This is a genomic window from Oceanispirochaeta sp., assembly GCF_027859075.1.
Lineage (GTDB): Bacteria > Spirochaetota > Spirochaetia > DSM-2461 > DSM-2461 > Oceanispirochaeta.
In genome coordinates, this window is sequence record NZ_JAQIBL010000186.1 from 1 (window position 1) to 11,828 (window position 11,828).

General features: G+C 45.5%; 12 protein-coding genes and 3 pseudogenes. 11 read left to right on the top strand and 4 right to left on the bottom strand.

The annotated features are described in order from the left end of the window. Both PF479_RS10075 and PF479_RS10080 read left to right on the top strand, forming a co-directional pair. Positions 1 to 347 (top strand): hypothetical protein (locus PF479_RS10075; RefSeq protein ID WP_298005779.1); only part of this gene is annotated, 347 nt, incomplete at its 5' end. Positions 348 to 365: 18 nt separating this feature from the next. Continuing rightward, positions 366 to 701, top strand: coding sequence for a hypothetical protein (locus PF479_RS10080; protein WP_298005782.1), 336 nt, complete (start codon positions 366 to 368; stop codon positions 699 to 701). 306 nt (positions 702 to 1,007) lie between these two features. Here PF479_RS10080 and PF479_RS10085 read toward each other — a convergent pair whose 3' ends face one another. Next, positions 1,008 to 1,151 (bottom strand): hypothetical protein, encoded by a 144-nt coding sequence (locus tag PF479_RS10085; protein WP_298005785.1) that lies wholly within the window; start codon positions 1,149 to 1,151, stop codon positions 1,008 to 1,010. Between the two features lie 402 nt (positions 1,152 to 1,553). Here PF479_RS10085 and PF479_RS10090 point away from each other — a divergent pair, with 402 nt between their 5' ends. The 7 genes and pseudogenes from PF479_RS10090 (at position 1,554) to PF479_RS10120 (ending at position 7,066) form a co-directional block, all read left to right on the top strand. Next, on the top strand, positions 1,554 to 1,802 hold the full coding sequence (locus PF479_RS10090; protein WP_298005787.1) for a hypothetical protein: 249 nt from the start codon (positions 1,554 to 1,556) through the stop codon (positions 1,800 to 1,802). Positions 1,803 to 2,046: 244 nt separating this feature from the next. Then, positions 2,047 to 2,169, top strand: a pseudogene (gene gpmA / locus PF479_RS10095) (2,3-diphosphoglycerate-dependent phosphoglycerate mutase); the annotation flags it as partial. 66 nt (positions 2,170 to 2,235) lie between these two features. Further along, a complete protein-coding gene (locus tag PF479_RS10100) occupies positions 2,236 to 3,507 on the top strand; it encodes an ATP-dependent 6-phosphofructokinase (protein ID WP_298005790.1) in 1,272 nt (423 codons plus the stop codon). Between the two features lie 91 nt (positions 3,508 to 3,598). Next, positions 3,599 to 4,390, top strand: a complete 792-nt coding sequence (locus tag PF479_RS10105; protein ID WP_298005805.1) for an alpha/beta hydrolase — start codon at positions 3,599 to 3,601, stop codon at positions 4,388 to 4,390. Beyond that, positions 4,387 to 5,685: a 3-oxo-tetronate kinase gene (gene otnK, locus PF479_RS10110; RefSeq protein ID WP_298005791.1), complete on the top strand. Its 1,299-nt coding sequence runs from the start codon at positions 4,387 to 4,389 to the stop codon at positions 5,683 to 5,685. Before PF479_RS10105 ends, otnK begins: the two co-directional genes overlap by 4 nt. After that, a pseudogene (locus PF479_RS10115) lies at positions 5,685 to 6,313 on the top strand (aldolase). Before otnK ends, PF479_RS10115 begins: the two are co-directional and overlap by 1 nt. A gap of 105 nt (positions 6,314 to 6,418) precedes the next feature. Continuing rightward, positions 6,419 to 7,066, top strand: a complete 648-nt coding sequence (locus PF479_RS10120; RefSeq protein WP_298005794.1) for a type IV toxin-antitoxin system AbiEi family antitoxin domain-containing protein — start codon at positions 6,419 to 6,421, stop codon at positions 7,064 to 7,066. 244 nt (positions 7,067 to 7,310) lie between these two features. On the opposite strand, the gene PF479_RS10125 is transcribed toward PF479_RS10120, so the two are convergent. Both PF479_RS10125 and PF479_RS20775 read right to left on the bottom strand, forming a co-directional pair. Further along, a complete protein-coding gene (locus PF479_RS10125; RefSeq protein ID WP_298005796.1) occupies positions 7,311 to 8,744 on the bottom strand; it encodes a four-carbon acid sugar kinase family protein in 1,434 nt (477 codons plus the stop codon). Positions 8,745 to 9,180: 436 nt separating this feature from the next. Then, positions 9,181 to 9,423, bottom strand: a pseudogene (locus PF479_RS20775) (nucleotidyltransferase domain-containing protein); the annotation flags it as partial. A gap of 104 nt (positions 9,424 to 9,527) precedes the next feature. Here PF479_RS20775 and PF479_RS10130 point away from each other — a divergent pair. Together PF479_RS10130 and PF479_RS10135 are read left to right on the top strand one after the other, a co-directional pair. Next, positions 9,528 to 10,445 carry a diacylglycerol kinase family protein gene (locus PF479_RS10130; RefSeq protein ID WP_298005799.1) on the top strand — a complete coding sequence of 306 codons (918 nt, stop codon included), beginning with the start codon at positions 9,528 to 9,530 and terminating at the stop codon, positions 10,443 to 10,445. Further along, on the top strand, positions 10,442 to 11,128 hold the full coding sequence (locus PF479_RS10135) for a 1-acyl-sn-glycerol-3-phosphate acyltransferase (protein ID WP_298005802.1): 687 nt from the start codon (positions 10,442 to 10,444) through the stop codon (positions 11,126 to 11,128). Before PF479_RS10130 ends, PF479_RS10135 begins: the two co-directional genes overlap by 4 nt. A 100-nt stretch (positions 11,129 to 11,228) precedes the next feature. Here PF479_RS10135 and PF479_RS10140 read toward each other — a convergent pair. After that, positions 11,229 to 11,828: GntP family permease (locus tag PF479_RS10140; RefSeq protein ID WP_367277224.1), on the bottom strand; the 600-nt coding region annotated here is incomplete at its 5' end.

Sequence of the window (11,828 nt, forward strand, 5' to 3'; positions counted from 1 at the left end):
CTTCATTGCTAATTATCATGTTCACCCATTTTGAGATGAAAAAACAAAGATCTCATTCGTATCTGCCAAAAGTTTTTTTTGAGACTGCATCATTCTATTTACAGCAAACAGAAGATATACTCCCGTTTTTTTATGTTTCTCATGAGAAGCATGATAATAATGAAGAACTGAATATCTTTCCAAATGATTGCCATATAGATCTTGTAAATCTTGGACTCGGTCCAGCTCTGGATATTGAAATTGAATTTAAACCTGATAAAAAGAAAATCATGGAACAGATAAAAACTAGAGTTCCGGAATCCATTGCTGGAGATGGGACTCTCAAAATAATGACTGATAATGGATAGAGGTCATCAACATTTAAGATGTTTCAAGATGATGAAGTCTATTCTCTAACTAGGACACATATTGACCATCATCCATTAAAAATCAATATTCCTATATCAATTATAAGATATTATTCAATGATTATATTCAAAGAAGCGAATGAAGACAATTTTGGTAATGTAATTGAATTATTGAATATCCCTTTGAGTATTAAGTTTAAAGATATATCAAATAAGCACTATATTGTGGACGCCCTTGTAGTTCCAAACTTTGTCAGTTATGTGGGAGGGATGCTAATGAAAAATATGAATACAAGTGAGCAAAATCCCTATACTGCAGTTGGTACTATTTCAATGAAGACAATTCGTTCATAAATAGAATCATAGATGCAATTATGTGTCAGCAAATATGTGAGCAGTTATATTTCCAAAGATATCCAATAGTATCCAAGGCAATCTTTGATAAATAATACCCCTTCAAGTCCCTTCGCCTCTATAAAAATATGAAAGAGGGACTAGAACCCCGCCCTTTGGCCTGAATGATGAAAAGCACCGGGGCTGTCGTACAGCGCCGGTAGGAATAAACATCTGCGCGGGCGCAAGCCCGAAAGGAGGCCAGGATGTCTTCATTCAAAGAATCAGTCACTCTCTTCTCTAGAAAAATATCTACTACTAGCAGGTCTACCTTCCAGACGGTTCAAGAACTACTGCAAAAACAACAGGAAAGATTTCTTCTTTCTGCATAATTGTCAGAACATCGTTCTTCTTTATTACTGTTCCAAGACGACGACTCAACACCTCTTCTACAGCACATAGCATGTTCATATGTGACTGCGTACAGCATATACAGAAAGTTTCTCCATTTTGGACTCGCATTAAATCTTGTAAAACATCGGTGACACTTAGAGGGGAGTTAACTTTCCTGATAATTTGACAGTAAAAGGTATAACAGTTATACTATTATCATGAGATTCAAGTATGATCCAAGCAAAAGTAGAGAAATCAAAACTAACCCTAAAAGAGAGATAGATTTTGATGAGGCTCAGGAAATATTTTCTCATTTCTATTATGAATCTCGGAAGAGAGATGACCCTTTGCAGTATCGAGTGATAGGTTGGGTGAAAGGTCAGCTATTCTCTCTTATCTATGAAGTGAGGGATGATGCGGAAGGTGAGTATTATCATCTTGTAACCTTATGGAAATCGACAAAGGAAGAGGGGGAATTATATGCAGGACACTACCGCTAAGATAGATCCAGAAGAACTTGCTCTTAAGGCTGAGAGAGGGGAAGACATAAACCGTTACTTCACAGAAGGTGAAATCAAACCTCCTGCAAAGTTTAAAGTCAAACGAGTGAACATAGATTTTTCACTCCCTATGTTAGAAGAACTTGATGAGTATGCTAACAATCTTAATATTAGTAGGCAAGCTGTTATTAAGAGTCTTCTAAAAGACGCTTTGCTCTCTCACAAGTGAATACACTGAATAGGTGTCGGTATTGTGGGGTACTCCCTTGATGTGCCTGTAGCTCCTAACAATTCTAAATTAAAAAAATTCAATGAGATTACGTTGAAGGAAGGTTAATCATATGTGAGCCAGTATCTTCAGACGTCCCTATGTGAGAATGTTTTTAATAAATATAATTCTTTGATCAGGCCAGTGATTATCTTGAGGATATTGACTGCCATTTGTATGGTCTGAAGTTTGTTTTGCAGATTAAAAGATTTTAATTACAGCTCATGGAAATACACTTCGGGCTTTAGCCATGTCTCTGGAAAATATTTCTCAAAAAGATATTCTTGAGCTTAATATTCCAACAGGGGTACCTCTGGTATACTATTTAAAGGATGATTTTTCTGTTGTTCATAAAGAGTATTTGAGATTATCGATATAAACCGAGGAGATCATTATGAAACCAATGCAATACAGGATTGAAAGCCTCGGGGAATGCCGAGTGGAATCTCCATTGCCATCCCTGGTTGCAGGGGCAAAGGAAGAGGCGCGTATCCTGCAGGATGCCACCCTTCGGGAGCTGCCGGCTGATGCCAGTGAGCCGGCTTCGTTAGAGCTCTCTGGTCCAATGAGCAAACTGTACTTCGATCCGAAAAATACCCGTGCGGCGATTATTACCTGCGGAGGCCTTTGCCCGGGATTGAACGATGTCATCCGGGCTGTCACTATGGTCCTCTGGTATCGCTACGGCGTGCGCGACATCCTGGGGCTGCGCTACGGGTTCGAGGGGCTGAATCCTGATCTGGGTCACGCCCCTGTGCGGCTGGAACCAGAACTGGTCGAGGACATTCACCAGCAGGGTGGCACGATTCTCGGAACGTCCCGGGGAAAGCAGGATGAAAAACAGATGGTTGATTTCCTGCAGGAAAACCGGATCGATATTCTCTTGGCTGTCGGAGGCGACGGCACCCAGCGGGGAGCTCTGGATCTTGCCGATGAAATCGACCGGAGGGGCGCAAAGATTGCTGTGGTGGGCATTCCCAAGACAATTGACAACGATATTTCCTGCACCGAGCGCACCTTCGGCTTTCAAACCGCCGTGGCCCTGAGCCAGCCGTCAATCGACAGTGCCCACATGGAGGCAAAGGGTGTGCGCAATGGCATTGGTCTCGTCAAGCTGATGGGCCGCGATTCCGGGTTTATCGCCGCCTACGCGAGTTTGGCCTCCAGCGATGTCAATCTGCTGCTCGTCCCGGAGGTGCCGTTTTCACTGCCCAAGGTAATGGGATTTCTTGAAAAAAGGCTGGAGCAAAAATCCCATGCGGTTATAGTGGTTGCGGAAGGGGCCGGAATAAATCTTGTGCCAACGGGTGGAACCGATGCCTCTGGTAATCTGAAGCGGGGTGACATCGGAATCTTTCTCAAAGAAGCCATCAAGAACCATTTTCAGCAAATCGGGCGTGGGGTTTCCGTCAAGTATATCGATCCTTCATACACGATCCGCTCCGCCCGGGCCAATGCGGACGATTCGGTGTTCTGCTTCCGGCTGGCTGAGAATGCCGTGCATGCGGCCATGGCAGGGAAAACACGTTTGGTGGTGGGGCTTTGGAACGGGCATTTCGTGAATATACCATCCACTGAAGTCGTTCGCCACCGGAAACACATCGATTCGGCCGGGCCGCTTTGGGCCAGTATCCTGTCCAATACGGGTCAACCGAATCTTGCGTAGAAAGTCGATGCAAACAATTCTTATTCAAGTCAGCCTTGTATTGCTGCTCCTGTATTCAGGGTATTTTCTGTTGCGGCCGATGAGCTCTTCGATGTTCCGCTATCTGGTCTGGCGCACAACGCCTGCAGGGTCCGGGGTGCCGGGGAATCTCAAAAAGGACGGTGCCACCATCCATTATGTAAGCTATGGTAAAGGGCCGGCCATACTACTGCTGCATGGCGGGTTGAGCAATCGGCTGACCTGGTTCTCTCAGATTCCAGAGTTGGTGGCGGCTGGGCGGCAGGTCGTCATTCCGGATGTGCGGGGTCACGGTTTCTCCGACCTGGGTCGAAAGGAATTGAATTACCGACTGCTTGCGCAAGACGCGATAGGGGTTTTGGATCAACTGAAGATCGGGATAAGCGACGTGGTTGGTTGGAGTGACGGCGGGAATACCGCCTTGCTGCTCGGGAAGGACTGGCCCGACCGTGTGGGCTGCATCGTCGCCATCAGCGCCAATTCTAATCCCTCCGGCCTCACTCCCGCGGCACTGGAAGAAAGCTATACCCAAAGTCATGGCGCGGCCTACTGGATCAAACGTTGGTGGACCGGCTCTGGAGAACACTTTGCCAGTCTGGAAAAACGCATCAAACTTATGTGGCGCACATTCCCCCTGCTGGAGGATACTGATTTGAAAACAATCGAGGCTCCTACACTGATCATTGTCGGCCGGCATGACATCATCTCTATTGGACATGCAAAAACAATGGCTGGATTGTTGCCCCATGGTTCGCTGTCTATTGTGCCCGGCGGCCATTCTACCCCCGTAACCCACTCGGTACAGGTCAATGAATACATCCTGAAGTTTCTGTGTATCCCCCAAAGAGAGGCTGAAAACATATGATTATTGGTTGTATAGCAGACGATTTTACAGGGGCCAGCGACATCGCTTCCTTTTTTTCTAAAGGAGTACTGCGAACACTACTCATGAATAGCATCCCCGCATCAGACTTTGATCCAGGTGAATCGGTGCAAGCTGTTGTTCTTGCCCTGAAAATCAGATCCATTGACAAAGAGGATGCTGTAAATCTGACAATTGAGGCTTATACATATTTAGAAAAGCTTGGATGTAGACAGATATACTTCAAGTACTGTTCCACTTTTGATTCCACCCCCCAGGGGAATATTGGGCCAGTGACTGATGTTCTTATTGAAAAAACAGGTTCCAGATACACCATCCTCTGCCCCGCTCTACCGGTGAATGGTCGCACCGTCAAAGAGGGCGGCCTGTATGTTCAGGGAGTCCCTCTCCATGAAAGTTCAATGAAAGACCATCCTGTGACTCCCATGTGGGATTTTAAAATATCAAAGCTGATGGAGACCCAGGGGCAGTATTCCTGTCTTGACCTTTCGGTCACAGAAATGAATTCTCTACAGGATATAGAAGATTGGATCAGTATCCAAAGAAATGAAACAGATCAAAAGCCTTTCTATATCGTTCCGGAATACTATGAAGAACAACATGGAAAAATAATTGCTTCCCTGTTTAAAAATCTGCCCCTGATTACAGGTGGTTCGGGCCTCGCGGAACATTTAGCAGCATTGCACTCTGCAGACCTGAACCCTCTCTATACAGTTCAGGAAACAGGTCAGGATGTATTTCCAGCAGGCACGGTCGGGCGGTCCATCATCTTTGCCGGAAGCTGTTCCAAAGCAACACGGGAACAGATCAAACAGTTTGTAGAAGAGGGCGGTAGATCCATTGAGCTGAATGCCTTCGCTCTGCAGAGCAATCCAGAATTTAAAGAAAAGCTCATCCGGGAAATCCGGGATAAGCAATTTTCTGATATTTTAATTCACACCAGCGGTAATCATCCTACCGAAAGAGAAGTGGCAGCGACAGGACTGTCTCAAAAGGATATATCAGAGCTTTTTGAAACGACTATGGCCGATCTGGCAGAACTGGCTCTGGAGGCAGGAGTGACCAGAATTATTATAGCAGGAGGCGAAACTTCCGGTGCTATTACAGAGCGTTTAGGATTTCAGTCCTTTATTTTAAGTGATTCAGTGGCACCGGGTGTGCCCGTATTAACTCCTTTACAGAATAAGGCGGTGCGGCTCGTTCTGAAATCAGGAAATTTCGGACAGCCTGACTTCTTTAAGCAGGCTCTGGCAAAAACTTTGGAGGCTCATTCATAATGGATTATCAAGTATACAAAAAAGATCTCCTTGACTTAGGTCTTTCTCTTTTTTCCCGAGGATATGCTACCGGCGGCTCCGGGAATATGTCTCTAAAGCTTCCCGATGGTAATATCCTGGCAACTCCTACGGGTTCATCTTTTGGACGGCTTGTAGCTGATGAGCTTTCGGTGGTGGATATGAGTGGAAATCATTTGTGGGGAAAGAAGCCTTCCAAAGAGGTCGCTTTTCACCTCAGCCTGTATAAAGGAAATCAGGACTGCAAAGCTGTCGTCCACCTTCATCCACGTATCTGACGGCCCTGTCCTGTCTGGAGAATCTTGATAAAGAGTCTGTGATCAAACCTTTTACTCCTTATTATGTCATGAGGATCGGTCAGCTGCCTCTCATGGAGTATTATCCTCCGGGAAGTCCTGATATAGCTCTGGTCCTGGCAAAACTTGCCCCTCATCACAGGGCCTTTCTTTTAAAGAATCATGGTCCTATTGTGACGGGTATTGATATTTTTGATGCTGTAGATAATGCGGAGGAGTTGGAAGAAACGGCAAAACTGACGTTTTTACTGCAGAATTCTTCCATCAGATATCTGAGTGATACTGAAATTGATAAGCTGATATCAACACAATAATAATGAAGAACAATGTGTGTCACAAGAGAAGTTGACCGTGAAGGATCTGAATTATGATTTTTAAGATATAAATCGATTTTGCACAGGAGGATTACAAAGGTATGCATGCCTCGAACTGTTGACATATCTGTATATGTGAATACAATTAGAGGCATGGGTATTCAAACAGAGAAAGTATTAAAACTGCTCAAAAAAACCCCAATTCTAAGTTCTAGTGAGCTATCAAAAGCTGGGATTGACAGAAAAACGATACATAGGATGATGAATGCTGGCGATATTCTTCGTGTTTCACGAGGGCTATATTCTTCTAATGACTATATTCCAGGCCCCTACTATTCATTTCTTGAAGCACAGAAAATCGTTTCCAACGGAGTCATATGTCTTTTGTCTGCACTCACTTTTTATGAGATAGGGACTCAGAATCCTTCTCTGGTATGGATGGCGGTTCCCAGAAGAGCCAGGGCCCCACAGATAAATCAGAATCCCATTCAATTGGTCCGATTTTCTGGAAAAGCATATGATGAAGGAATTATTAAGCAGGAAATAGAAAGCGAACTAATAAACATCTACAATATTCCTAAAACCATTGCCGACTGCTTCAAGTATCGTAACAAGATCGGGCTTGAAGTCGCCCTTGAAGCCCTTAAAGATGTTATTCATAACAAAAGGACTACAATTGATGAGCTGTTATATTTTGCAGATATTTGCAGAGTTAAGAACATAATAACCCCTTATATTGAGAGTTTCATATGAGACAAATAAGCAGAAACAATGGAATGCGTTTATAAAGAAAATACGTAATGATCAGAATAATCTTGAATTCAAAGCTGTGATTCATAGACTCAGAGAGTTTTCAATTCTCCTATGGTCCCGAGAGATGGAACCCTTGATATCACAATGGATTCCGGGGAGTGGGTGGCAATAATACAAATTACTTAAAATAAGGGACTTCCCCTCAGTCCGGGCGGGCGTAAGCCCGGAAGGGTGGCGTTCCGATTTACACGCAGAGGGTCGTTACCGCATCCCTCAAGGCATCCACTGAACCCACATTTCCCGGAAAGATCACGTAGGGCAGGTCGGGGAAGGTGCTTTCGGACCCGGTCTTCCAGACTGGGACTCCCGGCAGAATCTGCCCCAGAACCAGAGCCTTCTTCACCCTGAGAGCCTTTGTGGCCACATCGCTGGAGGTGATTCCTCCTTTGGCAATGACAAAATTCGGACGGATCCTCAATCTCCCTATGATACTGGTAACAGCATCGGAAATTCTGACAGAAACTGCCAGCTGTGCATCCTTGTCGTCTGTGTCGAGGTCAAACCTGTCCCGTCTCGTGTAGATGACCACATTCTGTCCCTGCCTGATAAAATCCTCAGCCCGGGTCAGGACTCTTTCCACTTCATTTTCCAGTCCATTCTCTTCAAGAACCCGATGCTGATTGAATTCAATCGGCTTTATGGGAAGGTCACTCTGGAGCAGAGCATTCATCTGCTGTGTTGTTTTATTGACATGGGAACCGATCAGGATAATTCCACCGTTCCTGTTCCCCGGTGGAACAAGCTCCTCTTTCACAAGGAGGGGTTTATCAGTGATTCCCCCCAGAATCTGGGGAAATCCTGCTGCTGTCCGGAAGATGATTTCCTTTCCACTCTTGAGGACTTTGAGCAGAGCCGTAACGAAGACCTTCATATCTGAATCGGCGATGGCATTCACAACGATCTTGTTGAAGTTCTTGACCTTCATCAGTTTGTTATAGATTCCTGTGTAATCGCAGGCGCGGATCTCTTCCAGAGTAATAAAGGTTACACTTTCTGCTTTAAAGGCACCGCCGGTCTTCTCTTCACACCATTCTCCCAGATGGGAACTTTTGAATCCAAAGGATTTATCCCGGGCAAACTCGGTCTGCCCGGCAGGTGTGAGTTGTTCTCCCTCCTGGACATAATGAATGTTATTCAGAGTATAACGTCCTCCCGCCAGGAAGAAGGGTGCAAGAACCTCAGCGTCAATGCTTCTTCCATTCTTCTCTATAGCTTTTCTGAGGGTCTCCGTTTCGAGAGGGTAGTGGCCCCGCAGGGTTGAATCGCTGCGGCTGACAAGAATATAGGGACGGTTCAACTCTTTTGAGACCTGCTCCAGAACTTTAACAATTTCCCTGTGAATCTGCTCCGTCTGAGCGCTTGTCATCCCCCGTGAATTCGTCAGAATGTAAAACATGGAATTCTCTTCCTGGAATCCTTCTGTCAGGCTGTTGTGGTTCCAGTCGGTAAAGACGGAAATCCCATGCACCGTCTGTGTGCCTGTTGGATCATCATCCAGGACAATGATTTTCCGGTCAAACTGCTTGAATTCACTCTGCAGGGCTTTCTCGATGGCTTGTAAATCCGCTTTGGGGTAGGATTTCAGAATTTCACAACTGATGGACAATAGTTGTTTCACTTCAGCACTCCTTTTGTTGAACTATTTTGCGGTGATCCGTATTGAAAGGATTTCGATCTTGAAAGAGCATTTATGTCTGACTCAGTTTAAACAACGGGTCACTGATTGATTTTAAACCTTTTTCATCGGTCCTCACAATATGGGTAGAAGGTTTAGGTTTTATGGCTGTATTTCTCGAAGGGATCTTTGTGATTTTAAGAATATTGAAGCAGATTTAAAATATTTTTGCAATAAATCAGGAAATAGCGGATTTGTATTTTTTCTTTAAAAGAGTCATTTCTATTGTCAGTTTTTAAAATTGGCCAATATAGTAACCTGCATTATAGGATTGGAAATTACTATCATGAGGCAATAAGAATGAATTAGATCTTTTTTACTATATGCCAGCCATTCATCTACCATGTTTTTTTTCGTCATAACTCTCAAGCAGATTCCATTATTTCTGATTCCAGAGACAAGGGATAGGAGGAGCGTTCATCAAATGTTTCCTGTCATATACAAGAATATCCAGAGGTCTTTTTAAGACGGGATAAATATCTTTTCTGATAGAACGGCCTATCTCTATTGTTCTCATTTGTGGGTTTTCCAGAATAATACAAAGATCAATATCACTATCTTCTGTTTGTGTCATATTTGTATATGATCCAAACAGCAATATTCTTGCGTGATTATATTGAGATCTTAAGGTTTCGACAGCTGTTCATAAATCTTTCTCACCCAATAAGCTTTACAATTGAATCATTGACCCCTGATAATAAGACATCTTTCTCAATGGACAAAAAAATGATCAAAAATAATATCATAATCTTCAATCCTTCCGCCGGGAAGGGAGCTGCTCTCAGGAAGCTGCCTCAGGTCGAAGCCTTCTTCAAAAAAGAAGAAATCAATTACACCTTGAAATATACCGAATCTGCCGGGCACGCCATCGAGCTGGCCTCCGCCAGCGCCCGGGAACCCGATACGGCCATCATTGCCGCCGGTGGGGATGGAACCTGCAACGAAGTGCTCAACGGTCTTATGAACGGGAAGGGCGATGCGACCCCTCTCTTCGGGGTTCTGCCCATGGGCCGGGGCAATGATTTTTCCTATGGAGGTCATGTTCCGGCAAGACTGGAAGAGGCCCTGGAAGTCATAAAGAAGGGCAACTCTTCTCCCCTCGATCTTGGCATCATCAAAGGCGGGGATTATCCGGAAGGACGGTATTTCGGGAATGGAGTGGGTGTCGGATTTGATACGATAGTCGGACTGGAAGCCGCGAAAATGCCCCATGTTCATGACGCCTTCGCCTATGTGATCGGAACCCTGAAGACATTGATCAAATTTTCAGCATCCCCCGAAGTGGAACTCCAGTACAAGGGAGAAAAGACAGTCCGCCGGGCGATTCAGGTCTCCATCATGAACGGCAACCGGATGGGCGGCCTCTTTTATATGGCCCCCGAGGCGGTCAATAATGATGGACTCCTGGACCTGTGCATGGTGGATCATCTCACCCGGTTCAAACTCCTGAAAACCATCGTCCACTACACCAAAGGAACCCAGCGGGGACTGCCGGGAATTACCATGGATCAGGCGGATCATTTCCTGATGAAAGCCCTCAAGGGCGGTTTTGTTGTCCATGCCGACGGAGAAACCATCTGCAAAGACGGGAAAAAGCTGGAAATCAGCTGTATTCCCAGCCCTATCAGGATCATACATACATGAAGCTCAGAAAAACACTTGTAAGCGCTGTCCTCAAGCTGATTATCCGGATTTTCTGCCGTATCGATACAAAGGCCCTGAAGGATATCCCCCTGGACGGTCCGATGATCATCTGTATTAATCATATCAATTTCCTGGATGCCCCCATGTTCCTGGTCTTCCTGGAGCCCCGCATCGTGAGGGGTTTTACAAAAAAGGAAACCTGGGATAATCCCCTGTTTAGTTTCCTGGCCAATACCTATGACTCTATCTCTGTTGACCGGGGCACCGCCGATCTCAAGGCCTTCCGGGAAGTGGCCAACACGATGAAGGCCGGTCATTTTATATGCATGGCCCCCGAAGGCACCCGGAGCGGGACAGGGGTCCTCCAGGAAGGCAAGCCCGGTGTCGTGACAATGGCACTGACCACCGGCGCCCCCCTTCTGCCCCTGGCTCATTATGGTACAGAGCATTTATGGGAGAATCTGAAGCGCCTTAAACGGACCAGAATCACCTTCAAGGCGGGAGACCCTATCTACCTGACCCCTCCTAAAAAGACCAATCCTGAAATCAGGAAAAAGATCATGGATGAGTTCATGTACCACCTGGCTCTTCTTCTCCCCGAGGAACTTCGAGGGGTCTATGGGGACCTCTCCCTGGCAACACAGGAATACCTGGACATCCGGTCAGAACCCGTTCCGGAGTAGGGGGAGATGTATTAAGAGTAGAAAGGACTATTTTTGCACCTAAGGCTCTACCAGAGCCTATAAAATATGTCTTTTCCCTTTTCGATAATCCTGAATGCTCTCAGAGGAGAATCAGGGATAGAATCAGCACAACAGCAATGGTGACCAATCCTTGAATCAATGTGGCCATGGTCATAGTTTTGTATGCTGTTTTAATATCCATACCGGTAAACTGGGCGACGACCCAAAAATAAGAATCATTGGCATGTGACACAATCATGGCTCCGGCACCGATACTCATGACCGTCAGTATGGAGCCTATGGGGCTGTTCAGCCCAAGAGAACTGAGAAGGGGAGCCATTAAAGCTGAGGTTGTCACAAGGGCTGTAGTCGAGGAGCCTTGAGCTGTTTTAAGAGCGGCTGCAATAAAAAAGGGCACTAAAATACCTATATTCCATCCACTCATGGATGCTCCCAGAAATGAGGCTATTGATGTTGCTTTTATCATGGCCCCGAATGCACCACCGGCTCCCGTAATCAGAATAAAGGGACCGGCCGTTTTGATGCCTTCACCTACCCATCTCATAAGAACATATTCATTCATTTTGGGAGCCAGCTTCAAGGCAAAAAGAAACCCTACAAGAAGGGCAGTCACCGGTTTTCCTATAAAGGATATGAAATATATAATCATCTTAGGCCCCTGGGCAAGTCCGGGTAGGGA